The 26,757-nt window shown below is 60.2% G+C and carries 25 protein-coding genes; 12 read left to right on the forward strand and 13 right to left on the reverse strand.

Annotation, left to right across the window (positions count from 1 at the left end):
- Positions 1 to 84: 84 nt before the first annotated feature.
- Positions 85 to 1,905, reverse strand: coding sequence for a translational GTPase TypA (typA, locus tag ACM6I6_RS21940; protein ID WP_274075163.1), 1,821 nt, complete (start codon positions 1,903 to 1,905; stop codon positions 85 to 87).
- A 139-nt stretch (positions 1,906 to 2,044) separates the two neighbouring features.
- Complete coding sequence (gene thiI, locus ACM6I6_RS21945) at positions 2,045 to 3,499, reverse strand: tRNA uracil 4-sulfurtransferase ThiI (protein WP_274075162.1); 1,455 nt, start codon at positions 3,497 to 3,499, stop codon at positions 2,045 to 2,047.
- 328 nt (positions 3,500 to 3,827) lie between these two features.
- Here thiI and glnA point away from each other — a divergent pair, with 328 nt between their 5' ends.
- The 4 genes from glnA to ntrC all read left to right on the forward strand — a co-directional run bounded on the left by glnA (position 3,828) and on the right by ntrC (position 8,726).
- Positions 3,828 to 5,234 (forward strand): glutamate--ammonia ligase, encoded by a 1,407-nt coding sequence (gene glnA / locus ACM6I6_RS21950; RefSeq protein ID WP_274075161.1) that lies wholly within the window; start codon positions 3,828 to 3,830, stop codon positions 5,232 to 5,234.
- A gap of 221 nt (positions 5,235 to 5,455) precedes the next feature.
- Complete coding sequence (locus ACM6I6_RS21955; RefSeq protein WP_323606508.1) at positions 5,456 to 5,965, forward strand: DUF4124 domain-containing protein; 510 nt, start codon at positions 5,456 to 5,458, stop codon at positions 5,963 to 5,965.
- A gap of 242 nt (positions 5,966 to 6,207) precedes the next feature.
- Complete coding sequence (gene glnL / locus ACM6I6_RS21960; RefSeq protein ID WP_274075159.1) at positions 6,208 to 7,293, forward strand: nitrogen regulation protein NR(II); 1,086 nt, start codon at positions 6,208 to 6,210, stop codon at positions 7,291 to 7,293.
- The gene (ntrC, locus tag ACM6I6_RS21965; RefSeq protein WP_274075158.1) at positions 7,290 to 8,726 is read left to right on the forward strand and encodes a nitrogen regulation protein NR(I); all 1,437 of its coding nucleotides are present in this window, start codon (positions 7,290 to 7,292) and stop codon (positions 8,724 to 8,726) included. The genes glnL and ntrC overlap by 4 nt, the downstream gene beginning before the upstream one ends.
- 539 nt (positions 8,727 to 9,265) lie before the next feature.
- Here ntrC and ACM6I6_RS21970 read toward each other — a convergent pair.
- Positions 9,266 to 9,706 carry a hypothetical protein gene (locus ACM6I6_RS21970; RefSeq protein WP_406592344.1) on the reverse strand — a complete coding sequence of 147 codons (441 nt, stop codon included), beginning with the start codon at positions 9,704 to 9,706 and terminating at the stop codon, positions 9,266 to 9,268.
- Here ACM6I6_RS21970 and trmL point away from each other — a divergent pair.
- Positions 9,705 to 10,160, forward strand: coding sequence for a tRNA (uridine(34)/cytosine(34)/5-carboxymethylaminomethyluridine(34)-2'-O)-methyltransferase TrmL (gene trmL, locus ACM6I6_RS21975; RefSeq protein WP_274075156.1), 456 nt, complete (start codon positions 9,705 to 9,707; stop codon positions 10,158 to 10,160). The genes ACM6I6_RS21970 and trmL overlap by 2 nt on opposite strands.
- Positions 10,161 to 10,291: 131 nt before the next feature.
- Here the strand turns inward: trmL and secB are convergent, their stop codons facing one another.
- The 3 genes from secB to ACM6I6_RS21990 are packed head-to-tail and all read right to left on the reverse strand — an operon-like array spanning position 10,292 to position 11,490.
- A complete protein-coding gene (secB, locus tag ACM6I6_RS21980; protein ID WP_274075155.1) occupies positions 10,292 to 10,777 on the reverse strand; it encodes a protein-export chaperone SecB in 486 nt (161 codons plus the stop codon).
- A 43-nt stretch (positions 10,778 to 10,820) separates the two neighbouring features.
- Positions 10,821 to 11,075 carry a glutaredoxin 3 gene (grxC, locus tag ACM6I6_RS21985; RefSeq protein WP_008058538.1) on the reverse strand — a complete coding sequence of 85 codons (255 nt, stop codon included), beginning with the start codon at positions 11,073 to 11,075 and terminating at the stop codon, positions 10,821 to 10,823.
- A gap of 1 nt (position 11,076) precedes the next feature.
- Entirely contained in the window at positions 11,077 to 11,490 is a 414-nt protein-coding gene (locus ACM6I6_RS21990) for a rhodanese-like domain-containing protein (protein ID WP_274075154.1), read from the reverse strand.
- Positions 11,491 to 11,643: 153 nt separating this feature from the next.
- On the opposite strand from ACM6I6_RS21990, the gene gpmI reads away from it, so the two are divergent.
- From gpmI to ACM6I6_RS22010, 4 genes are all read left to right on the forward strand, one after another.
- Positions 11,644 to 13,173, forward strand: coding sequence for a 2,3-bisphosphoglycerate-independent phosphoglycerate mutase (gpmI, locus tag ACM6I6_RS21995; protein ID WP_323626197.1), 1,530 nt, complete (start codon positions 11,644 to 11,646; stop codon positions 13,171 to 13,173).
- A 231-nt stretch (positions 13,174 to 13,404) separates the two neighbouring features.
- Positions 13,405 to 14,700: a murein hydrolase activator EnvC gene (locus ACM6I6_RS22000; protein WP_323606511.1), complete on the forward strand. Its 1,296-nt coding sequence runs from the start codon at positions 13,405 to 13,407 to the stop codon at positions 14,698 to 14,700.
- Positions 14,701 to 14,734: 34 nt separating this feature from the next.
- Positions 14,735 to 16,054, forward strand: a complete 1,320-nt coding sequence (locus ACM6I6_RS22005) for a S41 family peptidase (protein WP_323606512.1) — start codon at positions 14,735 to 14,737, stop codon at positions 16,052 to 16,054.
- 1 nt (position 16,055) lies between these two features.
- Positions 16,056 to 16,823 carry a divergent polysaccharide deacetylase family protein gene (locus ACM6I6_RS22010; protein WP_323606513.1) on the forward strand — a complete coding sequence of 256 codons (768 nt, stop codon included), beginning with the start codon at positions 16,056 to 16,058 and terminating at the stop codon, positions 16,821 to 16,823.
- A gap of 51 nt (positions 16,824 to 16,874) precedes the next feature.
- On the opposite strand, the gene ACM6I6_RS22015 is transcribed toward ACM6I6_RS22010, so the two are convergent.
- The 7 genes from ACM6I6_RS22015 to ACM6I6_RS22045 form a co-directional block, all read right to left on the reverse strand.
- Positions 16,875 to 17,630, reverse strand: a complete 756-nt coding sequence (locus ACM6I6_RS22015; protein ID WP_274075149.1) for a substrate-binding periplasmic protein — start codon at positions 17,628 to 17,630, stop codon at positions 16,875 to 16,877.
- Positions 17,631 to 17,708: 78 nt separating this feature from the next.
- On the reverse strand, positions 17,709 to 18,479 hold the full coding sequence (gene hisF / locus ACM6I6_RS22020; protein WP_007897430.1) for an imidazole glycerol phosphate synthase subunit HisF: 771 nt from the start codon (positions 18,477 to 18,479) through the stop codon (positions 17,709 to 17,711).
- A gap of 9 nt (positions 18,480 to 18,488) precedes the next feature.
- A complete protein-coding gene (gene hisA, locus ACM6I6_RS22025) occupies positions 18,489 to 19,226 on the reverse strand; it encodes a 1-(5-phosphoribosyl)-5-[(5-phosphoribosylamino)methylideneamino]imidazole-4-carboxamide isomerase (RefSeq protein ID WP_027617356.1) in 738 nt (245 codons plus the stop codon).
- A gap of 42 nt (positions 19,227 to 19,268) precedes the next feature.
- Positions 19,269 to 19,526 carry a DUF2164 domain-containing protein gene (locus ACM6I6_RS22030; RefSeq protein WP_095077943.1) on the reverse strand — a complete coding sequence of 86 codons (258 nt, stop codon included), beginning with the start codon at positions 19,524 to 19,526 and terminating at the stop codon, positions 19,269 to 19,271.
- Positions 19,527 to 20,165, reverse strand: coding sequence for an imidazole glycerol phosphate synthase subunit HisH (hisH, locus tag ACM6I6_RS22035; protein ID WP_077186145.1), 639 nt, complete (start codon positions 20,163 to 20,165; stop codon positions 19,527 to 19,529).
- Complete coding sequence (gene hisB, locus ACM6I6_RS22040; protein WP_007939452.1) at positions 20,165 to 20,758, reverse strand: imidazoleglycerol-phosphate dehydratase HisB; 594 nt, start codon at positions 20,756 to 20,758, stop codon at positions 20,165 to 20,167. Before hisB ends, hisH begins: the two co-directional genes overlap by 1 nt.
- A gap of 269 nt (positions 20,759 to 21,027) precedes the next feature.
- The gene (locus ACM6I6_RS22045; RefSeq protein ID WP_414920704.1) at positions 21,028 to 22,692 is read right to left on the reverse strand and encodes an OFA family MFS transporter; all 1,665 of its coding nucleotides are present in this window, start codon (positions 22,690 to 22,692) and stop codon (positions 21,028 to 21,030) included.
- 403 nt (positions 22,693 to 23,095) lie between these two features.
- Between ACM6I6_RS22045 and ACM6I6_RS22050 the strand changes: the two genes are divergently transcribed.
- The 3 genes from ACM6I6_RS22050 to ACM6I6_RS22060 are packed head-to-tail and all read left to right on the forward strand — an operon-like array spanning position 23,096 to position 26,654.
- The gene (locus ACM6I6_RS22050; protein ID WP_323606515.1) at positions 23,096 to 25,321 is read left to right on the forward strand and encodes an AsmA family protein; all 2,226 of its coding nucleotides are present in this window, start codon (positions 23,096 to 23,098) and stop codon (positions 25,319 to 25,321) included.
- Positions 25,318 to 26,385: an A/G-specific adenine glycosylase gene (gene mutY / locus ACM6I6_RS22055; protein WP_274075144.1), complete on the forward strand. Its 1,068-nt coding sequence runs from the start codon at positions 25,318 to 25,320 to the stop codon at positions 26,383 to 26,385. The genes ACM6I6_RS22050 and mutY overlap by 4 nt, the downstream gene beginning before the upstream one ends.
- The gene (locus ACM6I6_RS22060) at positions 26,382 to 26,654 is read left to right on the forward strand and encodes an oxidative damage protection protein (protein WP_008024947.1); all 273 of its coding nucleotides are present in this window, start codon (positions 26,382 to 26,384) and stop codon (positions 26,652 to 26,654) included. The genes mutY and ACM6I6_RS22060 overlap by 4 nt, the downstream gene beginning before the upstream one ends.
- Positions 26,655 to 26,757: the final 103 nt, after the last annotated feature.

A 26,757-nucleotide genomic window follows, 5' to 3' on the forward strand; every position in this document is an offset into this window, starting at 1 on the left:
CACAAACACCCCCTAAATTGCAGACAAATAAAAACGCCCCCGATCTCTCGACCGGGGGCGTTTTCGTTCAGCCTGGGCTAAATCTTATGCCTTGGCTTTCTTGGCAGCGCGGGTACGCTCGCTTTCGTCCAGGATCTTCTTGCGAAGACGGATGGACTTAGGCGTTACTTCGCACAGCTCGTCTTCCTGGATGTATTCCAGAGCCTGTTCCAGGGTGAAGCGAACAGGTGGAACCAGAGCGATGGTTTCGTCTTTACCCGAAGCACGCATGTTGTCGAGCTTCTTGCCTTTGGTTGGGTTTACACCCAGGTCGTTGTCGCGGCTGTTCTGACCAACGATTTGACCGTTGTAGATCTCCTGGCCGTGTTCTACGAACAGCTTGCCACGAGCCTGCAGGGTTTCCAGCGAGTAGGTCAGTGCCTTGCCGGTTTCAACCGAAACCAGAACGCCGTTCTGACGGCCGGACATGTGGCCCGACTTGACGGTGTCGTAGCGATCGAAGATCGAGGTCAGGATGCCGGCACCGTTGGTCAGGGTCAGGAACTGGTTACGGAAACCGATCAGACCACGAGCAGGGATGTTGTATTCCAGGCGAACACGGCCTTTGCCATCCGGCACCATGTTGCTCAGGTCACCCTTACGCAGACCCATCTCTTCCATGACCTTGCCCTGGGATTCTTCAGGGATGTCGATGGTCACGTTTTCGAACGGTTCCTGCTTCACGCCGTCGACTTCACGGATGATCACTTCCGGACGGCCCAGGGCCAGCTCGAAGCCTTCGCGACGCATGGTTTCGATCAGTACCGAGAGGTGCAGCTCACCACGGCCGGAAACCTTGAACTTGTCAGCGGTGTCGCCTTCTTCAACTTTCAGGGCAACGTTGTACAGCAGCTCTTTGTCCAGACGATCCTTGATGTTACGGGAGGTCACGAACTTGCCTTCTTTACCGCAGAATGGCGAGTCGTTTACCTGGAAGGTCATGGAAACGGTTGGCTCGTCAACGGTCAGAGGCTTCATCGCTTCTGGGGTGTCCAGCTGGCACAGGGTGTCGGAGATGAACAACTCGTCCATACCGCTGATGCACACGATGTCGCCGGCAGCCGCTTCTTCAACGTCGATACGGTGCAAACCGTGGTGACCCATCAGCTTCAGGATGCGACCGTTACGCTTCTTGCCGTCGGCGCTGATAGCGACAACCGGGGTGTTCGGCTTGACGCGACCACGAGCGATACGGCCAACACCGATAACACCCAGGAAGCTGTTGTAGTCCAGTGCGGAGATCTGCATCTGGAACGGACCGTCACGGTCGACTTTCGGCGGCGGAACGTGGTCGACGACCGCTTGGTACAGCGGGGTCATGTCTTCAGCCATTGCGGTGTGGTCCAGACCGGCAATACCGTTCAGGGCCGAGGCGTAGACGACTTGGAAGTCCAGCTGTTCTTCGGTGGCACCCAGGTTGTCGAACAGGTCGAAGATCTGGTCCAGAACCCAGTCCGGACGCGCGCCTGGACGGTCAACCTTGTTGATGACCACGATTGGACGCAGGCCGGCTTCGAAAGCCTTCTTGGTCACGAAACGGGTTTGCGGCATAGGGCCGTCTTGAGCGTCAACCAGCAGCAGAACGGAGTCGACCATCGACATTACGCGTTCAACTTCGCCGCCGAAGTCGGCGTGGCCCGGGGTGTCCACGATGTTGATGTGGTAGCCGTTCCAGTTGATGGCGGTGTTTTTCGCCAGAATGGTAATACCGCGCTCTTTTTCCTGGTCGTTGGAGTCCATCACGCGCTCGTCGTTGAGCTCGTTGCGCTCCAGGGTGCCGGATTGACGCAGGAGTTTGTCTACCAGGGTGGTTTTACCATGGTCAACGTGAGCAATGATGGCGATGTTGCGTAGATTTTCGATCACTTGTGTATCTCGATCAGAGGATTCGGTGCGCTGACAAGTCTTGGCAGCGATTTACAGTAGAGTCAGGCCTTGCCGTTACAGCTTGACGGCGGCGTCGGGGGGCCGGTGACGCAAGCCACAGGCAAACAGCCCCGGGCACTTAGCTCGGTCGATAAACGCGCACATTGGCATGCCCCTCACTGAGCAAATGGTGGGCATGCAGGCGACTCATCACGCCTTTGTCGCAATAAAGCAGGTACTGGCGAGTAGGGTCCAGTTCCTTGAAACGAGCGTTCAGTGCATAAAACGGCATCGTTTGTACCTCGATGCCAGCGAGGTCCAGCGGGTCGTCTTCAGCGGCATCCGGGTGACGGATATCGATGACGATCTGACCGGCCAGCGCTTCGCTGACTTCTTCAATTTGCAGATCCTGGCCCAATTCGTCGATCACGCGATCGATCGGTACCAGTTTGGCGTTCTCGAGTGCACGCTCGAGGACTGCCATGTCGAACTCTTTCTCTTCGTGCTCCACGCGATAGCGCTTGGCAGCGGTCTTGGGGTTCACCGAGATGACCCCGCAGTATTCCGGCATGTGCCTGGCGAAGTCGGCGGTGCCGATTTCGTTGGCCAGGTCGATGATGTCCTGCTTGTGACTGGCGATCAGCGGACGCAAGACCAGCTTGTCGGTTACGCAGTCGATCACGGACAGGTTCGGCAGCGTCTGGCTCGATACCTGGGAGATCGCCTCACCGGTGACCAGTGCCTCGATGTGCAATCGGTCGGCAATCTGCGAGGAAGCGCGCAACATCATACGCTTCAATACTACGCCCATATGACTGTTATCGACTTTTCCGAGAATTTCTCCCAGCACTTCCTCGAACGGCACACTGACAAATAACACGCGTTGCGAGCTGCCGTACTTCTTCCAGATGAAATGCGCGACTTCCATGACGCCCAATTCGTGGGCACGGCCGCCCAGGTTGAAGAAGCAGAAATGCGCCATCAGGCCGCGGCGCATGATCTGGTAGGCCGCGACGGTGGAGTCGAAACCACCGGACATCAGCACCAGCGTCTGCTCCAGCGCACCCAGCGGATAACCGCCGATGCCATTGTGCTGGCTGTGGATCACGAACAACCGTTGGTCGCGAACTTCGATACGAACTTCGATTTCAGGCTTTTTCAGGTCGATTCCGGCGGCACCGCACTGGCGGCGTAACTGGCTGCCGACATATTTCTCGATATCGATCGAGCTGAATGGATGCTTGCCGGCGCGCTTGCAACGTACCGAAAAAATCTTGCCAGCCAGTGCATCGCCGTAGTGCTGCTTGCACTTCTCGACGATGTCATCGAAGTCACCCAGCGGGTACTCGTCGATCTGCAGGAAATGCGCGATGCCCGGCATGCAGCTCAGGCGCTCGCCCATCTCCTTCAGGGCCTTGGGCTCGCTGACGCGGGTTTCCAGCTCGAGATTGTCCCACACACCGTTCACCACCACAGCCGGGTCCAGGTCACGGAGCACGGCACGGATGTTCTTGGCCAACTGACGGATGAAACGCATCCGTACCGGGCGGCTCTTGATGGTGATCTCGGGAAAGACTTTTACGATTAATTTCATGGAAACAGCGCGCGCAGGGCCTGCCGAAAAAGGGGGGCGCGGATTATAGCGGAAATTGCTCAAGGTTTAACCAGTTAATGTGCAGAAGGTTTTTAGCGCACCAAAACAGGTCATTTATTGAAATGAACGCCACATTGTAGGGCGCATTATTACGCTTTAATGTGCTTTTCCGCCTGACAGGCGTGAATTTGGGGCAAAAAACCCATGGTGGGGCACTGGCATGCAATTTGCTCCCTTGTGAGGCAGGTTGCCTTGGCAGAGTATTCGCGCCGGCATCACCAACTATTAAGGGCATCCACTACCAGCCCTAAGCCACCCGGAGGACACTATGTCGAAGTCGGTTCAACTCATTAAAGATCATGACGTCAAGTGGATTGATCTGCGCTTCACGGACACCAAAGGCACTCAGCACCACGTGACCATGCCGGCTCGCGACGCGCTGGATGATGACTTCTTCGAAGTCGGCAAGATGTTCGACGGTTCGTCCATCGCTGGCTGGAAAGGCATCGAAGCCTCCGACATGATCCTGATGCCAGACGACTCCACCGCTGTCCTGGACCCGTTCACCGAAGAGCCGACCCTGATCCTGGTCTGCGACATCATCGAGCCTTCGAGCATGCAAGGCTACGACCGCGACCCACGCGCGATCGCCAAGCGCGCCGAAGAGCACCTGAAATCCACCGGTATCGGTGACACCGTGTTCGCCGGTCCAGAGCCAGAGTTCTTCATCTTCGACCAGGTGAAGTTCAAGTCCGACATTTCCGGCTCCATGTTCAAGATCTACTCCGAACAAGGTTCCTGGATGTCCGACCAGGACATCGAAGGCGGCAACAAGGGCCACCGTCCAGGCGTCAAAGGCGGCTACTTCCCGGTTCCACCGTTCGACCACGACCACGAAATCCGTACCTCCATGTGCAACGCACTGGAAGAAATGGGCCTGACCGTCGAAGTTCACCACCACGAAGTGGCAACTGCCGGCCAGAACGAAATCGGCGTCAAATTCAACACCCTGGTGAAGAAAGCCGACGAAACCCAAACCCTGAAGTACGTCGTGCACAACGTTGCCGACGCCTACGGTCGCACCGCTACCTTCATGCCTAAGCCGCTGTACGGCGACAACGGCTCGGGCATGCACGTGCACATGTCCATCTGGAAAGAAGGCAAGAACACTTTCGCTGGCGAAGGTTATGCCGGCCTGTCCGATACCGCCCTGTACTTCATTGGCGGCATCATCAAGCACGGTAAGGCCCTGAACGGCTTCACCAACCCGGCTACCAACTCCTACAAGCGTCTGGTTCCAGGCTTCGAAGCACCGGTAATGCTGGCCTACTCGGCTCGCAACCGTTCCGCTTCGATCCGTATTCCTTACGTGTCGAGCCCGAAAGCCCGCCGTATCGAAGCTCGCTTCCCGGATCCGGCTGCCAACCCGTACCTGTGCTTCGCCGCACTGCTGATGGCCGGCCTGGACGGCATCCAGAACAAGATCCACCCTGGCGATGCAGCTGACAAAAACCTGTATGACCTGCCGCCTGAAGAGGCGAAAGAGATCCCACAAGTTTGCGGCAGCCTGAAAGAAGCCCTGGAAGAGCTGGACAAAGGTCGTGCGTTCCTGACCAAAGGCGGCGTTTTCAGCGACGACTTCATCGACGCTTACATCGCCCTGAAAAGCGAAGAAGAAATCAAGGTACGTACCTTCGTACACCCACTGGAATACGAGCTGTACTACAGCTGCTGATCCGGTAGCGCTGCGACACGCGGCGTGACAAAAAAGAGGCCTCCTTCGGGAGGCCTTTTTCATGAGTCAAAAGATCGCAGCCTGCGGCAGCTCCTACAGGGTGCACGCCATTCCCATAGTAGGAGCTGCCGAAGGCTGCGATCTTTTGATCTTGATTCACTTGGGACAACCACCCCCCTGACCTATGCTGCACTCCAACGCTTTCGCTTCCGGTCGATTTCATGCCTCGTGGCTTTCTCCTAATCCTGCTGCTGATCGCCCTGCCCGCCACAGCGCAGATCTACAAGTACACCGACGCCCAGGGCAACACGGCGTATAGCAATCAACCACCCGATGGCGTCACCGCGCAGCCGGTCGAACTGCCACCGCTCAATCGCGCTCAGCCCCAGCCCACGCAAGCACCTCCCACCCCCACCCAGTCGCAAGATCAGCCCAGGATCGCCTACAACGTACTGGAACTCACGGGCCTGCCCACCACCGAAGCCCTGCGCGCCAACAACGGCACCTTCACCGTCAACGTACTGATCGAACCGCGCCTGCAAGGCCCGCATCTACTGCAGCTGTTGCTGGATAACCAGCCTTATGGCCAACCCAGCAACGTACCGAGCCTGCAACTGGTGAACATCGACCGTGGCCTGCACAGCCTCGCCGTGCAGGTCGTCAGCGGCGAAACCATCGTGCAGCAAAGCCCTACCGTCACCTTCACCGTGCAGCGGGTGCACAAGCGCTGAAGGACTTCTTACCTTGTCCCGGCTTGCGCACTATATTGGTGCGAATGGTTGCACCCCGCGCACATTGCAGCCCATTTTGGTTCGAAATTACCCGCTGAAGCTGGCAGAACGCCACGCAATCGAGCGTTAAACACCCGTTTCAGGGGTTAAACGCTTCTTTTCGGAGCCTTGGTTTGGTTTTTGCATTTTCCTCGTATCAGCGCTTTATTCATGCGCGCGCCCTGCTCCAAAAGAGGTCCTGAATGACCATCAGTGACGCACTGCATCGCTTGCTTCTCGACAACCTGACCACCGCCACCATTCTGCTCAACGCCGAACTGCGCCTTGAGTACATGAACCCCGCGGCGGAAATGCTCCTGGCCATCAGCGGCCAGCGCAGCCATGGGCAGTTCATCAGCGAGCTGTTCACCGAATCCACCGAGGCGCTCAATTCATTGCGCCAGGCGGTGCAGCAGGCGCATCCGTTCACCAAGCGCGAAGCCATGCTCACCGCCCTCACCGGCCAGACCCTGACGGTCGATTACGCGGTAACGCCGATCCTGAGCAATGGCGATACCCTGCTCCTGCTCGAAGTCCATCCCCGCGACCGCTTGCTGCGCATCACCAAGGAAGAAGCCCAGCTGTCGAAGCAGGAAACCAGCAAGATGCTGGTGCGCGGCCTGGCCCATGAAATCAAGAATCCGCTGGGTGGTATCCGCGGCGCGGCGCAGCTGCTGGCCCGCGAGCTGCCGGAAGAAAGCCTGCGCGACTACACCAATGTCATCATTGAAGAGGCCGATCGCCTGCGCAACCTGGTCGATCGCATGCTCGGCTCGAACAAATTGCCATCGCTGGCCATGTGCAACATTCACGAGGTGCTGGAGCGTGTTTGCCATCTGGTCGAGGCCGAAAGCCAGGGCTGCATCACGCTGGTGCGCGACTACGACCCGAGCATTCCTGACGTCCTGATCGATCGTGAACAAATGATCCAGGCCGTGCTGAATATCGTGCGCAATGCGATGCAGGCCATCAGCAGCCAGAACGAGTTGCGTCTGGGCCGCATCACACTGCGCACCAGGGCCATGCGCCAGTTCACCATTGGTCATGTGCGCCACCGCCTGGTGACCAAGATCGAAATCATCGACAACGGTCCGGGCATTCCTGCGGATCTTCAGGAAACCATCTTCTTCCCCATGGTCAGCGGCCGTCCGGACGGTACCGGACTCGGCCTGGCCATTACCCAGAACATCATCAGCCAGCACCAGGGCTTGATCGAATGTGACAGCCACCCCGGCCACACCACGTTCTCGATCTTTCTGCCACTGGAACAAGGAGCCACATCGACATGAGCCGTAGTGAAACCGTGTGGATCGTCGATGACGACCGTTCTATCCGTTGGGTCCTGGAAAAAGCCTTGCAGCAGGAAGGCATGACCACGCAAAGCTTCGACAGCGCCGATGGCGTGATGAGCCGCCTGGCGCGCCAGCAGCCGGACGTGATCATCTCCGACATCCGCATGCCCGGTGCCAGCGGCCTGGACCTCCTGGCGCGGATTCGCGAGCAACACCCACGGCTGCCAGTGATCATCATGACCGCGCACTCCGATCTGGACAGCGCTGTCGCGTCCTATCAGGGCGGCGCATTCGAATACCTGCCCAAGCCGTTCGATGTCGACGAGGCGGTCTCGCTGGTCAAGCGCGCCAACCAGCACGCCCAGGAACAGCAAGGCCTGGAAGTCCCGGTCGCATTGACCCGCACCCCGGAAATCATCGGCGAAGCGCCGGCGATGCAGGAAGTGTTTCGCGCCATCGGGCGCCTGAGCCATTCCAACATCACCGTGCTGATCAACGGCGAATCGGGTACCGGTAAAGAACTGGTGGCCCACGCCCTGCACCGCCACAGTCCACGCGCGGCTTCGCCGTTCATTGCACTGAACATGGCGGCGATCCCAAAAGACCTGATGGAATCCGAGCTGTTCGGCCATGAGAAAGGCGCCTTCACTGGCGCGGCCAACCTGCGTCGCGGGCGTTTCGAGCAGGCCGATGGCGGTACGCTGTTTCTTGATGAAATCGGCGACATGCCGGCCGACACCCAGACCCGTTTGCTGCGCGTACTGGCCGACGGCGAGTTCTACCGTGTCGGGGGTCACGTCCCGGTCAAAGTCGATGTGCGGATCATCGCCGCGACGCACCAGAACCTGGAAACCCTGGTGCATGCCGGGAAATTCCGTGAAGACCTGTTCCACCGCCTCAACGTGATCCGCATCCACATACCGCGCCTGTCGGACCGTCGCGAAGACATCCCGACCCTGGCCAAGCATTTCCTCAGCCGCGCCGCGCAGGAACTGGCCGTCGAGCCGAAACTGCTGAAGAGCGAAACCGAGGAATACCTGAAGAACCTGCCGTGGCCGGGCAACGTTCGCCAGCTGGAGAACACCTGCCGCTGGATCACCGTGATGGCTTCGGGTCGCGAAGTGCACATCGGCGACCTGCCACCGGAGCTGCTGAGCCTTCCGCAGGATTCGGCGCCGGTGACCAACTGGGAACAGGCGCTGCGCCAATGGGCCGACCAGGCCCTGGCTCGCGGTCAGTCCAGCCTGCTGGACAGTGCGGTGCCGACCTTCGAGCGGATCATGATCGAAACCGCCCTCAAGCACACCGCCGGCCGCCGCCGGGATGCCGCCGTGCTGCTGGGCTGGGGGCGCAACACCCTGACTCGCAAGATCAAGGAGCTGGGGATGAAGGTTGATGGTGGGGATGATGATGAGGGGGATGAGGGTTAAGCAGGGCCGATGGTTTACACCGAACAATGTGGGAGCGGGCTTGCTCGCGAAGGGGCCATCAGATTCAACATCAATGTGGACTGACACACCGCTTTCGCGAGCAAGCCCGCTCCCACATTCAGATCCGCGCGCACCGACTGAATGCACAGTGACCCGCAATCGCGCACGGCAACTGATCTGAAATCACGCCTGCGTTCGCAATCGAACCCCTATCGAAAAAACACGAAAGCCCCGGATTGCGGGGCTTTCGACGCTTGCGGGCAACTTTCTGTTTCAACTTGTTAAAAGCTGGCACGCCCCCTGCAATAGTCTCATCAGTGATTCAGATCACTACCCAGTTTCGGGGACCTTGGTACAGGCAGGCCGGGGATTCCCCTCTTTACACCGGGCTCACACCGCACAAGCGACGAGCCCCCCCAGTTTTGGGGTCCTTGGTACAGGCAGGCCGGGGATTCCCTCTTTACACCGGGTTCAGGCGCGATGCGCGAACCCTCCCGTTTTGGGGACCTTGGTACAGGCAGGCCGGGGATTCCCCTCTTTTATTGCTCACGGAGATGGATCTCCAACCGCCAGCGGTCATCGACCTCGCTACCGGTCCACTCCCCCTGCAGGGGCCGGGCCGCCACCAGCGTCAGCAACAATCCCCCATCACTTTTACGCACGCGCCAGTTCACGTTCTTGTCATGGAGCTTGAGCTGGCCCTTCTGCGCCGTGCCCTCAGCCTCGAACAGCAGCGCAACGCTGCCATCGACGATCTCACCGTGGGTCTTGGGTTCGTTGTTGAACCACACCACCAGCCCGTCACCGGTCACCTCGACCTGCTGCAATTGACTGGGGTCGGGAGTGGTCAGGCGACCGATCATCAGCCCCACCATGACCCCGACGATTGCCAGTGAAGCCATCACACGCGGGAATAGTTTCGAACGAGGGTCGGCTTGCGGCGTAGAATGCCGCTCATCTTTACCTTCGGAGCCGTGCATGTTTCACGTCATCCTTTTCCAACCAGAAATTCCGCCGAACACCGGCAACGTTATCAGGCTGTGCGCCAACAGTGGCTGCCACCTGCATTTGATCGAACCGCTGGGCTTCGAGATGGACGACAAGCGCCTGCGCCGGGCCGGCCTCGATTACCACGAGTATGCCACCCTGCAACGCCACGCGGACTTGGCCAGCTGCCTGGAAAGCCTCGGTCATCCGCGGGTGTTTGCCTTCACCACCAAGGGCTCGCGACCGTTCCACGACGCCAGCTTCGAACCGGGCGATGCGTTCCTGTTCGGCCCGGAAAGCCGTGGCCTGCCCTCCGATGTGCTCGACGCCCTGCCCGCAGAACAACGCTTGCGTCTGCCGATGCGTGAAGGCTGCCGCAGCCTGAACCTGTCCAACACTGTCGCGGTGGCCGTGTACGAGGCCTGGCGCCAAAACGATTTCAAATAACACCCCGAAACAAATGTGGGAGCGGGCTTGCTCGCGAAGGGGTCATCAGATTCAACATCAATGTCGACTGATAGACCGCTTTCGCGAGCAAGCCCGCTCCCACATTGGACTTGCTTCGACTTCAGGAACGCTTATTGAACGGTCGGCGTCTCGCCCGCTGCCTGCATGCGTTGCAGTTCTTGCGCGTACAGCGCGTCGAAGTTCACCGGAGCCAGCATCAGGGCCGGGAACGAACCACGGGTCACCAGGCTGTCCAGCGCTTCGCGAGCGTACGGGAACAGGATGTTCGGGCAGAATGCACCCAGGGTGTGGCTCATCGAAGCGTCGTCGAGGTTCTTGATCAGGAAGATACCGGCCTGTTGCACTTCGGCGATGAATGCCACTTCGTCACCGTTCTTCACGGTGACCGACAGGGTCAGCACGACCTCGTGGAAGTCGCCTTCCAGAGCCTTTTGACGGGTATTGAGATCCAGACCGACACTCGGCTCCCACTGCTGGCGGAAGATCGCCGGGCTTTTCGGGGCTTCGAAGGACAAGTCACGTACGTAGATGCGCTGCAAGGAGAATTGCGGTGCGGTTTCTTCTTCGCTGGCTGCAGTGTTCTGTTGGTCAGTCATCTCAGATCCTTTCTGATCTTGGGCTTTTATAGGGTATGGAATTTCAGGCCTTGAGCAGCGCGTCGAGCTTGCCGGCGCGCTCCAGGGCAAACAAATCATCACAACCGCCAACGTGGGTGCTGCCGATCCAGATCTGCGGCACGGACGTGCGTCCGGCTTTCTGAGCCATCGCGGCGCGCACCTGCGGCTTGCCATCGACCTTGATCTCTTCGAAGGCCACGCCTTTGTTCTCGAGCAGGTACTTGGCTCGGGAGCAATAAGGGCAGTAATCGCTGGAATAGACGACGACGTTGCTCATATCACTTCACCAGCGGCAGATTGTCGGCTTTCCAGCTGGACACACCACCGGACAGCTTGGCGGCGGTGAAACCTGCCTTCACCAGCTCGCGAGCGTGGGTACCGGCCGTCTGGCCCATGGCGTCGACCAGGATGATGGTCTTGGCCTTGTGTTTTTCCAGCTCGCCGACGCGTGCAGCCAGTTTGTCGTGAGGAATGCTCAGCGCGCCTACAATATGACCGGCGGCGAAGTCCTTGGTCGGACGAATGTCGATCACCACGCCGGCATCCTTGTTGACAAGGCCAGTCAGTTCGCCAGTGCTCAGGCTACGGCCGCCGCCCTGCATCTGGTAGGCGATCAGCAACGCCAGCAGTACGACGAAGATACCGACGAGGATGTAGTGGTTAGTGGCAAATTCAATCAGGTGAGCAACCATCGAAGGAGGTTCCAGGGCGTTAAAATGTCGGCCAGTATACACAGCCACTATGGTGGGCCAAACCCCGTCCGGCGGTGACGTGGCCGGAACTTCGCTTTAAACTGCCACTCCCTTTTCCATCGCCCTCTTTTAATTCAGCCACGAGCGGACTCCATGACTACCACGCCTAAACCTTTGGTCCTGATTATTCTCGACGGCTTCGGTCACAGTGAGAGCCCTGAATCCAACGCCATCTTTGCGGCGAAGAAGCCGGTACTGGATCGTTTGTGGGCCACCGTGCCCAACGGCCTGATTTCCGGCAGCGGCATGGACGTTGGCCTGCCGGATGGCCAGATGGGCAACTCCGAAGTTGGCCACATGAACCTCGGCGCCGGCCGCGTGGTGTACCAGGACTTCACCCGCGTGACCAAATCGATCCGCGACGGCGAGTTCTTCGAGAACCCGACCATCTGCGCCGCCGTGGACAAAGCCGTCGCCGCCGGTAAAGCCGTGCACTTCATGGGCCTGCTGTCCGATGGCGGCGTGCACAGCCACCAGGATCACCTGGTTGCCATGGCCGAACTGGCCGCCAAGCGCGGCGCTGAAAAAATCTACCTGCACGCCTTCCTCGACGGCCGCGATACCCCGCCGAAAAGCGCGCAATCGTCGATCGAACTGCTGGACGCCACCTTCCAGGCCCTGGGCAAAGGCCGGATCGCCAGCCTCATCGGCCGTTATTTCGCCATGGATCGCGACAACCGTTGGGACCGTGTGTCCCAGGCCTACAACCTGATCGTCGACGGCAATGGCGAATTCAACGCCGCCACCGCCCAGGAAGGCCTGCAGGCCGCGTACGCGCGTGGCGAGAGCGACGAGTTCGTCAAAGCCACCTCTATCGGTGAGCCGGTGAAGGTCGAAGACGGCGACGCCGTGGTGTTCATGAACTTCCGCGCCGACCGCGCCCGAGAACTGACCCGCGTGTTCGTCGAAGACGATTTCAAGGAATTCGAGCGTGCCCGTCAGCCAAAACTGGCCGGCTTCGTCATGCTGACCCAATACGCCGCCAGCATTCCTGCACCTTCGGCCTTCGCTGCCGGCAGCCTGGAAAACGTGCTGGGCGACTACCTGGCGAAAAACGGCAAGACCCAGCTGCGCATCGCCGAAACCGAAAAATACGCCCACGTGACCTTCTTCTTCTCCGGCGGTCGTGAAGAACCTTTCCCGGGCGAAGAGCGCATCCTGATCCCGTCGCCGAAAGTCGCCACCTACGACCTGCAGCCGGAGATGAGCGCACCGGAAGTCACCGACCGCATCGTCGACGCCATCGAAAACCAGCGTTACGACGTGATCGTGGTCAACTACGCCAACGGCGACATGGTTGGCCACAGCGGCGTGTTCGAAGCGGCGGTCAAGGCGGTCGAGTGCCTGGACCTTTGCGTCGGCCGCATCGTCGAAGCGCTGGATAAAGTCGGCGGCGAAGCCCTGATCACCGCCGACCATGGCAACGTCGAGCAAATGTCCGACGAGGCCACCGGCCAGGCCCATACCGCGCACACCACCGAGCCGGTGCCCTTCATCTATGTCGGAAAGCGCGACCTGAAAGTCCGCGAAGGCGGCGTGCTGGCGGACGTGGCACCGACCATGCTGAAACTGCTGGGCCTGGAACAACCGGCGGAAATGACCGGGACTTCGATTCTGGTCTGACCAGGATATCCCGAACACCATAAAACCCTGTGGGAGCGGGCTTGCTCGCGAATGCGCAGTATCAGTCGACATCGTCGTCGCCTGACCCATCGCATTCGCGAGCAAGCCCGCTCCCACATTGGTTTTAGGGTGTTTTTGGGTCCAGTCATCACACAGTCAGAAATGGGCATTTTTTTTGCTGCGCTTGGCGGGCATACTAGGACGTCCCTTTCCCTGGTGTCGCCCGCCTCTATGCTCCGCGTCCTGATAGCCCTTGCCCTGACTTGCCTGCTCCAACCGGCCTTCGCCGACGAGCGCGCGCAAACCCAGCAACAGTTGGACGCCACGCGTCAGGACATTGCCGAGCTGAAAAAACTGCTGGGCAAGCTGCAGCAAGAAAAGTCCGGCGTACAGAAAGACCTCAAGGGCACCGAGACCGAGATGGGCAAGCTCGAAAAGCAGGTCGAAGCCCTGCAAAAAGAGCTGCAGAAAAGCGAATCCGAGTTGCAGCGACTCGATGCGGAGAAAAAAAAACTCCAGAGCGCGCGCACTGAACAGCAGCGACTGATCGCCATCCAGGCCCGCGCGGCTTATCAGAACGGCCGCCAGGAGTACTTGAAACTGCTGCTCAACCAGCAGAACCCCGAGAAGTTCGCCCGCACACTCACTTATTACGACTACCTGAGCCAGGCCCGCCTGGAGCAGCTGAAGAATTTCAACGAAACCCTGCGCCAGCTGGCCAATGTCGAAAAAGACATCGGCCTGCAGCAAGCGCAATTGCTGGTGCAGCAGAGCAGCCTCGAAACCCAGCGTGGCGAACTCGAGAAGGTTCGCCAGGAGCGCCAGCAAGTCCTGGCCAAGCTCAACGAAGACGTGAAGGCTCGCGACCAGAAACTGGCAGCCCGTGAGCAGGATCAGGCAGACCTGTCTAAAGTCCTTAAAACCATTGAGGAAACCCTGGCCCGCCAGGCTCGTGAGGCAGAAGAGGCGCGACAGAAAGCGCTGATTGCCCAGCAGGAAGCCGAAAAAAAGCGTTTACGTGAGGCCCAGGCGCAGGCAGATGCCAGCGATGACGCCCCACGCAAACCCGTTAAATCAACACCCGGCGCATTGGTTTCAAGCTCAGGCGAAACTTTTGGCGGTGCATTTGCGTCTACCCGCGGCAAACTTCCGTGGCCGGTTGATGGTCGACTGTTGGCACGCTTCGGTGAAAGCCGTGGCGACGATACCCGGACCAAGTGGGACGGCGTGATGATCGGCGCTTCTGCCGGCAGCACCGTGCACGCGGTGCATGGCGGTCGCGTGGTGTTCGCCGACTGGTTGCGCGGTGCCGGGCTGCTGGTGATTCTCGACCACGGTAACGGTTTTTTGAGTCTTTATGGTCACAACCAGACACTGCTCAAGTCTGCGGGTGACGTGGTAAAAGCCGGTGAATCCATCTCCACTGTCGGTAACAGTGGCGGGCAGGACACACCAGCGTTGTATTTTGCGATTCGTCAGCAGGGTCACCCGAGTGATCCGGCGCAATGGTGCCGCGCGCAAGGATAGGCGCTGAGTCACCTACATTAGGAGTTCGTTCGACATGCTGTATTTGTCCCGCCTTACCTCGTTGGCCCTGGCGATCGCCCTGGTGATCGGCGCGCCTCTGGCGTTTGCCGCTCAGCCGGCCCCCGCAGTCGCGCCTGCGGGCACTGCCGCGACCACCAAGGCGCCATTGCCGCTGGAAGAGTTGCGCACCTTTGCCGAGGTCATGGATCGGATCAAGGCCGCGTATGTCGAACCGGTAGACGACAAGACCCTGCTGGAAAACGCGATCAAGGGCATGCTCAGCAACCTTGACCCGCACTCCGCCTACCTGGGCCCTGAAGATTTCGCTGAACTGCAGGAAAGCACCAGCGGCGAGTTTGGCGGCCTGGGCATCGAAGTCGGCGCCGAGGACGGCTTCATCAAGGTGGTGTCGCCGATCGATGACACGCCGGCCTCCAAGGCTGGCATCCAGGCGGGCGACTTCATCGTCAAGATCAACGGCCAGCCCACTCGCGGCCAGACCATGACCGAAGCCGTGGACAAGATGCGCGGCAAGATCGGCCAGAAAATCACCCTGACCCTGGTCCGCGACGGCGGCACCCCGTTCGATGTGACCCTGGCCCGCGCCATCATTCAGGTGAAGAGCGTGAAGAGCCAGTTGCTCGAGTCGGGCTATGGCTACATCCGCATCACCCAGTTCCAGGTCAAGACCGGCGAAGAAGTGTCCAAGGCCCTGGCCAAGCTGCGCAAAGACAACGGCAAGAAACTCAACGGCATCATCCTCGACCTGCGCAACAACCCGGGCGGCGTGCTGCAAGCGGCGGTGGAAGTGGTCGACCACTTCATCACCAAGGGCCTGATCGTCTACACCAAGGGCCGCATCGCCAACTCCGAACTGCGCTTCTCCGCCACCGGCAAGGACGAAAGCGAAGCCGTGCCGATGGTCACGCTGATCAACGGCGGCAGCGCCTCGGCCTCGGAAATCGTCGCCGGCGCCCTGCAGGACCAGAAACGTGCGGTGGTCATGGGTACGCCGAGTTTCGGCAAAGGCTCGGTGCAAACCGTGCTGCCTCTGAACAACGAGCGCGCCCTGAAGATCACCACGGCGCTGTACTACACGCCAAACGGCCGCTCGATCCAGGCCCAGGGCATCATCCCGGACATCGAAGTGCGCAGGGCCAAGATCACCAACGAGCAAGACGGCGACTACTTCAAGGAAGCCGATCTGCAGGGTCACCTGGGCAATGGCAACGGCGGCGCCGACAAGCCGAGCAGTTCCGGCGGCAAGGCCAAGCCGATGCCGCAGGACGACGATTACCAACTGGCCCAGGCCCTGAGCCTGCTCAAAGGGCTGAGCATCACGTCCGGCCGCTGAGATGCTACTGCGGTTAGCCTTGGGGCTGTTGTGTTGCCTGGCGAGTGTTGCTCACGCAGCGCCCGCCCCGCAAAAGGCCTATATCACGCTGATCATCGATGACCTGGGGCAGAGCCTGCCCCGGGATCGCCAGGTACTGGCCCTGCCGGGCCCTGTGACCGCGGCGATCATGCCTGACACTCCCCACGCCACCGAATTCGCCCGCGAAGCCCATCGCGCCGGCAAGATCGTCATCCTGCACATGCCCATGGACCCGGCCACCGGGCCGTTCGCCTGGCGTCCTGACTTGCCCATCGACGAGCTTGAGAAACGCCTGAACGCAGCCCTTGAGGTGGTGCCCTACACCGCCGGCATCAATAACCATATGGGCAGCCGCATGACCGCCCAACGACCGGCCATGGCCTGGTTGATGGCTGACTTGCAGCGTCGACACAAGCTATTCCTGGATAGCCGCACCAGCGCACAGACGGTGGCCGCCGCCGAGGCGCAGAAGATCGGATTGGCGAGCGTTTCGCGTGATGTGTTCCTGGATGATGAGCGCACTGAAGCGGCAATTTACACCCAGTTGCAGACAGCGATCAGCCTGGCTCACAAGCAGGGATCAGCGGTGATGATCGGGCATCCGTATCCGCAGACCCTGGCGGTGCTGGAGCGCGAGTTGCCGAAGCTGAAAGCTCAAGGGATCGAGTGGATTGATATCAAGCAGATGATCAGCGTGCGCGGTAATCGCGCGACGGCTGCGCATGGAAAGGATGGGGTTTACCGCTGAAAAGATCGCAGCCTGCCGCAGCTACAACAGGCGGCGATCTTTTGATCTACCTTACAGATACTGCGCCATGATCTCGTCCACCTTGCCTTCCTTGCGCATCTGATCCAGCGCCGCCTGCAGTTTGGCCACCGTATCGTCCGGCACATCCTTGTTCAACGCCAGATAGAGCTCGGCGCTGTTGAAGCGCAGCACTGTCTTTAGCCCGCTCACGCCTTCCAGACGCGCCAGGTAGCGTCCAGCCGGATCACCGGTGGCCCACAGGTCGATCTGGCCGTTGACCAGTTTCTTCGCGTTGTCCTGGTCGCGCAGCACCACCACCGGCTTCAAGCCTTGCTTGGCCAGCGTCATGGCAATGGCGTCGCCCTTGTACGCGCCAATCCTGTACTTGCGCGCGTCTTCCAGCGTTTCGAGGGAGATTTTGCTGTCGGCCTTGGCCAGCATGATCCAGTCATCCGGACCGATCGGCCCGACCCACTTGAAGAGCCGCTCGCGGTCCGGCAAACGCGCCATCACGAATGCACCGTAGCCGGGATTTTCCAGTGCCAGCTTGTAGACCCGCTCCCACGGAAAACGCAGGGTCAGGCTATAGCTGATATCGGCGCGCTTGAAAATCTCACGAACGATGTCCACGGCGATGCCATTGATGTTCTCGTCCTGAGCGAAGTTCTTGCCGTTCCTGGCCATGTTGTAGGGCGGGAAGTTTTCCGTCAGCAACACCAGCTCTGTGGCGGAGCTGTCTGCCGCGCGCGCACTACCTAGGAGCAACAAGGAAGCGCTGGCGAGGACAAGAAGAATGGTTTTAAACATGTCTGGCTACCGAAATCCATGGCGTGCCCAAGAGTGCCCTGAGCCCGCCATGATGTCCACTGGCCTGCAGCGGTTTGTTCAGCGCATCACAATCCCGCGGTGTGCCATGTATGCCTTGGCTTCCTGAACGGTGTATTCACCGAAGTGGAAAATGCTCGCTGCCAATACTGCGCTGGCGTGGCCTTCGAGAATGCCGTCGGCCAGGTGCTGCAGGTTGCCGACACCACCGGAAGCGATCACCGGAATGCCCAACGCATCGCTGATGGCGCGGGTGACGCCCAGATCGAAGCCATTTTTCATACCGTCCTGGTCCATGCTGGTCAGCAGGATCTCACCGGCCCCCAGGCCTTCCATCTTCTTCGCCCACTCAACGGCGTCGAGGCCGGTTGGCTTGCGACCGCCATGGGTGAAGATTTCCCAGCGCGGGGTTTCGCCAGGTCCCGAGACCTTCTTCGCATCGATCGCGACCACGATGCATTGCGAACCAAAATGCTGCGCCGCTTCGCCGACGAATTCCGGGTTGAAAACGGCTGCGGTGTTGATCGAGACCTTGTCCGCACCGGCATTCAGCAGGTTGCGAATGTCCTGCACGGTGCGCACGCCACCGCCCACGGTCAGCGGAATGAACACCTGGCTGGCCATGCGCTCGACGGTATGCAGCGTGGTGTCTCGACCGTCAACGCTGGCGGTGATGTCGAGAAAGGTAATCTCGTCGGCACCCTGCTCGTCATAGCGACGGGCGATTTCCACCGGGTCACCGGCATCGCGGATGTTCTCGAACTTCACACCTTTGACGACCCGGCCGTTGTCCACGTCCAGGCAAGGGATGATGCGTTTGGCCAGCGCCATGGTCAGTCCTCAGCCTTTGTACGAATCGCAGAAAGCTTGCGCTTCAGCGACGTCGAGGGTGCCTTCGTAGATCGCGCGGCCGGTGATCGCGCCGATGATGCCTGGCGCCTTGGCGTCGAGCAGGGTCTTGATGTCACCCAGGTTGTGGATGCCGCCGGAAGCGATCACCGGAATCTTCGTGGCAGCGGCCAGCGCGGCGGTGAACGGCACGTTGCAACCCTGCATCATGCCGTCTTTGGCGATGTCGGTATAAACGATCGAGGACACGCCGTCGGCTTCGAACTGCTTGGCCAGATCGATCACCTGGATGGTGCTGATTTCGGCCCAGCCGTCAGTGGCGACGAAACCGTCCTTGGCATCCAGACCCACGATGATTTTGCCCGGGAACGCACGGCAGGCTTCGGCAACGAAGGCCGGATCCTTCACGGCTTTGGTGCCGATGATCACGTAGCTCACGCCCGCTTTCACGTAGTGCTCGATGGTTTCCAGGGAGCGGATACCGCCGCCGATCTGGATCGGCAGGTTCGGGTAGCGCTTGGCAATCGCCGTGACCACTTCGCCGTTGACCGGCTGGCCTTCGAACGCGCCGTTCAGGTCGACCAGATGCAGACGACGGCAACCGCCCTCCACCCACTTGGCAGCCATGCTCACCGGGTCATCGGAGAACACTGTGGAATCTTCCATGCGGCCCTGGCGCAGACGAACACAGGCACCGTCTTTGAGATCGATAGCGGGAATAATCAGCATCTGGCAAACCTTCAAATTCGAATGTTCAGCTTGGCTCGGAAATCAGTTTTTCTCGAGCGCCCACAGGTCGCTTTCGATGCTTTCGAACCTCTCTTTGAGGTGCGTCTGCACATCGAAAATCGCCCTGTTGTAATAGTGCGGAGCAATTTCACGGGTAAACAGCTCAAGAATCTCGGCCGCCTCGAACGAACCGAGGTCGAGCTCGAAGCGATCTTCCATGAAACGCTTGATCTTGCGATTGGCCTCGCTCTCCTGCTCGGGAGTGAGGGTCAGGATCGGCGGCTTCTTCTTGACGGCCATTTACCAGCGACCATCCCACGCGGCGAAGTTCTGCAGCAACTGCAGGCCATGGGTATGGCTTTTCTCCGGGTGGAACTGCACGGCGAATCGCGAGCCTTCGGCCAGCGCTGCGGCAAAGTCGACCCCGTAGTGACCGCCACCGACCACCTGCCGGGCATTGCCGGCGGCGATGTAGTAGCTGTGCACGAAGTAGAAACGCGCCAGGTCCGGAATGTCATGCCACAGCGGATGACTGACCTTCTGCTTCACTTCGTTCCAGCCCATGTGCGGGACTTTCAGGTGCTCGCCATCCTCGACCAGATCCTTGCCGAAGAACTTCACCTGGCCCGGGAACAAGCCAATGCAGTCGACGCCGTCGTTCTCTTCACTGCGCTCGAGCAAGGCTTGCATGCCCACGCAGATGCCGAGGAACGGACGGTCCTGGCTGACTTCACGCACCAGCGAATCGAAACCCAGGCGACGGATCTCCGCCATGCAGTCGCGAATCGCGCCAACGCCGGGGAAAACCACCCGGTCGGCTTCGCGAATCACGTTGGCATCGCTGGTGATCAGGACCTTGCCGGCACCGACGTGCTCGAGGGCCTTGGCCACCGAGTGCAGGTTGCCCATGCCGTAATCGATAACCGCGACTGTCTGCATTACAGGACGCCCTTGGTCGAAGGCATTTGCCCGGCCATGCGGTCATCGAGCTCCACAGCCATGCGCAGCGCGCGGCCGAAAGCCTTGAACACGGTTTCGATCTGGTGGTGGGTGTTGTGGCCACGCAGGTTGTCGATGTGCAGGGTGACGTTGGCGTGGTTGACGAAGCCCTGGAAGAATTCCTGGAACAGGTCAACGTCGAAGCCGCCGACGGTGGCACGGGTGTACGGAACATGCATCTGCAGGCCTGGGCGGCCGGAGAAGTCGATCACCACGCGCGACAGCGCTTCATCGAGCGGCACGTAGGCGTGGCCGTAGCGACGGATGCCTTTCTTGTCGCCGATGGCTTTGGTGAATGCCTGGCCCAGGGTGATACCGACGTCTTCCACGGTGTGGTGGTCATCGATATGCAGGTCGCCTTTGCTGACGATATCCAGGTCGATCAGCCCGTGACGGGCGATCTGGTCCAGCATGTGCTCAAGAAAAGGGACACCGATATCAAATCGGGCCTTTCCGGTGCCATCCAGGTTGATCGAGGCTTTGATCTGGGTTTCCAGAGTGTCGCGCTCGACTGACGCCATACGTTCGGCCATCACCAGCTCCGCAAAATCATTGGGCGAAAAAGGCAACCATTATAGGGGCGCGGGCGCGAAACAGAAACACGGGAGGTGATATCGCTGACGGAGTGAATCCACTACGGCCAATGGTGTACATGTCAGTACAAGCAGTCGAAACGCAGTATTTGCGTCCAGTGGAGATCAAATGTGGGAGCGGGCTTGCTCGCGAAAGCGGATTTTCAGACACATGAATGTTGACTGACACACCGCTTGCGCGAGCAAGCCCGCTCCCACATGGTTGGGTGTTAGTGGAAGAGTACCGCCGTCTTCTGCAGCGTCACCCAAACACCCCACGCCAACGGAATGCCCACCACCAACCACGCAGCAAGCGCCAGAGGCTTGGTACCCGCCGCCGCTTTCCACTCCAGCGACGTACTGCTGTCAGCCCCTTTGTCGTGACCCAGCGCCTGTTCGGCAGCCAGTTCGGCGTCGGTCATGAAGTACTTGTCGGCCACCGGACGAACCAGCAGGTTGCACAGGAAGCCCAACACCAGCAGGCCCGCGAGGATGTACAGGGTGATGTCGTAAGCCGCGGCCCGTTCAACGCCGATGCTCAGCTGATACTCACGCAGGTAGTTCACCAGCACCGGACCCAGCACGCCGGCAGCAGCCCAGGCCGTCAGCAGACGACCATGGATCGCGCCGACCATTTGCGTACCGAACAGGTCCGCGAGGTACGCCGGGACAGTCGCGAAACCACCGCCGTACATCGACAGGATGATGCAGAACGCCGCCACGAACAGCGCAACGTTGCCCAGATGACCGAGGTTCGGGATCAATGCATACAGCCCGAAACCCAGGGCAAAGAACACGAAATAGGTGTTTTTACGGCCCAGGTAATCCGAGAACGATGCCCAGAAGAACCGGCCACCGATGTTGAACAGGCTCAGCAAACCGGTGAAACCAGCGGCGATCGCCGCAATCGAGGCCAATTGCGAGGCATCCAGCTGGCCAAATGCCAGGCCGTTACCCAGCAACTTGCCGGCAAACACCTCCTGCAACAGAGGCGAAGCCATGCCGAGGATTCCGATGCCCGCCGATACGTTCAGGCACAGCACCAGCCATACCAGGCGGAATTGTGGCGTTTTCCACGCCACATTCACATGCACATGACGGTGGGTGATCATCGCGTTCGAGGCTTTTTTCGCAGGTGCCGTCCAGCCTTCAGGTTTCCAGCCGGTAGGCGGTACACGATAGGACAGCGCACCGCCGATCATGAACACGAAATAGATCGCGGCCATGACCAGGAAGCTCTGCCACACGCCGACACTGGTCGGTGAAGCGAAATGGCTCATCAACGCCGCCGCCAGGGGGGCACCGACCATCGCGCCCCCGCCGAAGCCCATGATCGCCATGCCGGTCGCCATGCCGCGTTTGTCCGGGAACCACTTGATCAGGGTCGACACCGGCGAGATGTAACCCAGGCCCAGGCCGATACCGCCAATGACCCCCGAGCCGATCCACATCAGCCAGATCTGGTGGGTATAGACCCCCAGCGCGGAAATCAGCAGACCGCCGCACCAGCACAGGGCCGAGACAACACCCGCCTTGCGCGGCCCGGCGTGTTCCAGCCAGCCACCCCAGATGGCTGCCGAGCAGCCCAGGAAGATGAAGAACAGGGTGTAGATCCAGCCGAGCATCGAAATCGGCCAGTCGCATTGCGAAGAAAAGACCTGGGCGATGAAGCCCATGTCCGGTGCACAAGCCACTGGCGCGGTGATGCCCAGCGCCTTGGACAGCGGCAACCAGAACACCGAGAAGCCATAGGCCATGCCGATGCACAGGTGGATGGCCAGCGCGGCCGGTGGCACCAGCCACCGGTTGAAACCGGGCCTGGCGATGATGCGTTCCTTGGACAGGAACGCGGGCTGGCCGACTTGAAGGCCGTCCGCCGTGATGCTCGTGGTCATTGTGTATCCCCCAATTATTATTCAGGTTCGCCAGCCACTCTTCTCCCTCAGTCTCAATGCACGCAGACATGACCGTTTTTTCAGGGAAAAGCTGTTTTTTTGTGCGACATCATGCCGCGCAGGGACGGACGAACGGGTGAAGAGTAGCATTTGCCAGCGAGCGAAAAACCAAACTGACATCATGATTTCTATGTTGTCTGTTTTCCTGCCACTGAAGGAACCTCCCTTCCGGGCATTGTCGAACGGCTGAACAACTTCTTCGGTACTGCGCCGAATTTGTAGGAAAAAATTACTTTTTGCCTGGATGCTCGACGCTCTGTCATGTGATCTGCCCGGTCGCTCGCGGCGGAGCGCTATACTCCCCGGCTAAATTTCGAATTCGACTAACTACAAGGACTCGCCCATGAAAGCGTTCGGCAAAATCCTGGGTCTGGTACTTCTCGGGCTGTTGCTGATCGTAGTGGCGCTGGGCTTTGCCCTGACCCACCTCTTCGATCCCAACGACTACAAAGACGAGATACGCCAGATAGCCCGCGACAAGGCCCACATCGAGCTGACGCTCAATGGCGATATCGGCTGGAGCCTGTTCCCGTGGCTGGGCCTGGAGCTGCACGATGCGGCGGTCGCCACCCTGGCCAAGCCCGCCGATCCGTTCGCCGACCTGCAGATGCTCGGCCTGTCGGTGCGCGTGCTGCCGTTGCTGCGCCGTGAGGTGCAGATGAGCGACGTGCGCGTTGAAGGCTTGAACCTGCGCCTGAACCGCGACAAGGATGGCCACGGCAACTGGGAAGACATCGGCAAGGTGCCCAAGCCTGCAACCACGGGCACACCTGCCGAGACCACCGGCGAACCTGAATCGCCTACCACCGCCCAGGTGGAAAAACCGGCCCAGCCGATTCGCCTGGACATCGACAGCCTGACCGTCAACAACGCCCGCGTTGAATACAGCGACGAGAAAACCGGCAAGCAATTCAGCGCCGAAAGCATCCAGCTCAGTACCGGCCCGGTGCACGATTCCACCAATATACCGGTCAAGCTCACAGCATTCCTGGGCACCAACCAGCCGGTTCTGCGGGTGCGCACCGAGCTCGCCGGCGAACTGCGTTTCGAGCGTGCGCTACAGCGCTACAAGCTCGAAGACATGAAGCTGTCCGGCGAAGTCGCCGGCGATCCGCTGCAAGGCAAGACCATGACCTTCGCCGCCCAGGGTCAGTTGCTGCTGGACAAGGCCGCCAACGTCGCCGAATGGACCGGGATCAAGGTCTCCGCCAACCAACTGCGAGCGCTGGGTGAGCTGAAGGTCAATGACCTGGACAAGACCCCACAGGTCAGCGGCGGGCTGTCAATTGCCCAGTTCGACCTGGCGAAATTCGTCGACAGCATCGGCCAGAAACTCCCGGCCATGGCTGAAGGCAGCCTGAGCAAGGTCGAAGTGGCCACGCGCCTGGCCGGCACGCCTTCCAGCCTCACGCTGGATGACCTCAACCTGAAAGTCGACGACAGCACCTTCACTGGTCGCATCGCCGTCGAGGACTTTGCCAAGCAATCCCTGCGCGCAACCCTCAAGGCCGACACCTTCAACGTCGACCGTTACCTGCCGCCGAAATCGGCCGAGGCCAACAGCGCCAAGCAAGTGCGCCAGGCCGAAGTCGCCAGCACCGAAGCCGATGCCATGGCCGGGGCCGGCAGCACACCGCTGCCGCAATCCCCGACCAAGGAAGCATGGAGTAACGAACGCCTGTTGCCGGTGGAGCGCCTGGCCAAGCTGGATGTAGACGCCGACCTGACCTTCGGCCAGTTGACCCTGGAAAAGCTGCCGATCAAAAACGCCGTACTCAAGGCCAACGGCCAGGACGGACTGTTGACCCTGACGAGCCTGCGCGGTGACCTGTACGAGGGCAACTTCGATGCCAAAGGCACCCTCGATGTGCGCCAGCAGGCACCTGTGTTGAACATGCAGACGCAAATCAGCCGGGTGCCCGCGGAAAAAATCCTCGAAAGCCAGGGCAAGGAACCACCGGTCAAGGGCCTGGTAACGCTCAACAGCACCCTCACCGGTAGCGGCAACAGCCAGAAAGCGCTGATCGAGACCCTCAACGGCAACGCCAGTTTCGTCATCAACAACGGCGTGCTGCTCAATGCCAACCTCGAACAGCAGTTGTGCAAAGGCATCGCCACACTCAACCGCAAGTCCCTCAGCGGCGAGCCGCGGGGCAAGGACACACCGTTCCAGGAGCTCAAGGGCAACCTGACCTTCCGTAACGGCGTCGCCAGCAACCCGGACCTGAAAGTGCGTATCCCGGGCATGACCGTCAACGGCGACGGCGACGTCGACCTGCGCGTCCTGGGCATGGATTACCGCGTGGGCATCATCGTCGAAGGCGACAAGAGCGACATGCCGGACCCGGCTTGCCAGGTGAACGAGAAGTTTGTCGGCATCCAGTGGCCGCTGCGTTGCCGCGGCCCGCTGGAGCTTGGCGCCAAGGCCTGTCGCCTGGACAACGAACGCATGGGTCAGGTCGCGAGCAAACTGGCGGGCGAGCGCATTGGCGAAAAAATCGACGAGAAACTGGGCGACAAGGTCAGCCCGGAACTCAAGGACGCACTCAAGGGGCTGTTCAAGCGATGAGAGCCGAGCAGTTTTCATCGGCGGTACTGGAATGGTTCGACCGCCACGGCCGTCACGACTTGCCCTGGCAACAGGGCATCACCCCGTATCGGGTGTGGGTCTCGGAAATCATGTTGCAGCAAACCCAGGTCAGCACCGTGCTGAATTACTTCGACCGGTTCATGGCGTCGCTGCCGACGGTCGAGGCCTTGGCCGCGGCGCCCGAGGACGAAGTGCTGCACCTGTGGACGGGCCTGGGGTACTACACCCGCGCACGCAATCTGCAGAAGACCGCGAAGATCGTCGTCGAGCAGTACGGCGGTGAGTTTCCACGTGATGTTGAAAAACTCACCGACCTGCCCGGCATCGGCCTGTCCACGGCCGGCGCGATCGCCAGCATCAGCATGGGCCTGCGCGCGCCCATCCTCGACGGCAACGTCAAACGGGTGCTGGCGCGCTTTACCGCACAAGAGGGCTACCCGGGCGAGCCCAAGGTGGCCAAACAGCTCTGGGCAAACGCTGAGCGCTTTACGCCGCACGATCGGGTCAACGCCTACACCCAGGCGATGATGGACCTGGGCGCCACGCTCTGCACTCGCAGCAAGCCGAGCTGCCTGCTCTGCCCGCTGGAAAAGGGTTGTGAAGCGCACATGCTCGGCCTGGAAACCCGCTACCCGATTCCCAAACCACGCAAAGCCATCCCGCAGAAACGCACGCTGATGCCGATGCTCGCCAATGCCGAAGGTGCGATCCTGCTTTACCGTCGCCCCTCCACGGGCCTGTGGGGCGGTTTATGGAGCTTGCCGGAACTCGATGACCTCGACGACCTGCAACACCTCGCCACGCAGCACTCGCTGGCGCTGGGCAACCAGCAGGCACTGCCGAACCTGGTGCACACCTTCAGCCATTTCCAGTTATCCATCGAACCCTGGCTGGTTCAGGTCCAGGAGGCCGGCCATCACGTGGCCGAGGCCGACTGGCTCTGGTATAACCTCGCCACCCCGCCGCGCCTGGGCCTTGCCGCCCCGGTCAAGACCTTGCTCGAACGCGCGGCCGTCGTATTGAACGCAGGAGAGTCGTCATGACCCGCACCATCATGTGCCGCAAGTACAAAGAAGAATTGCCCGCCCTGGAGCGTGCTCCATTCCCGGGTGCCAAAGGCCAGGACATTTTTGACCACGTCTCGGCCAAGGCCTGGGCCGACTGGCAAAAACACCAGACTCTGCTGATCAACGAAAAGCGCCTGAACATGATGAACGCCGAAGACCGCAAATATCTTCAGGGCGAGATGGACAAGTACTTCTCCGGCGAGGAATACGCCAAGGCCGAAGGCTACGTTCCGCCTGCGGAGTAAGCCCTTGAAATCGGGGGCCGGATCGTAAGCGACGGTAATAATTAAATATTTCTTGATAACTTGCTTGACGACCCCCTGAAAAACCAGTTTAATGCGCCCCGTT

It is taken from the genome of Pseudomonas sp. IT-P218 (genome assembly GCF_949767605.1).
Lineage (GTDB): Bacteria > Pseudomonadota > Gammaproteobacteria > Pseudomonadales > Pseudomonadaceae > Aquipseudomonas > Aquipseudomonas putida_AE.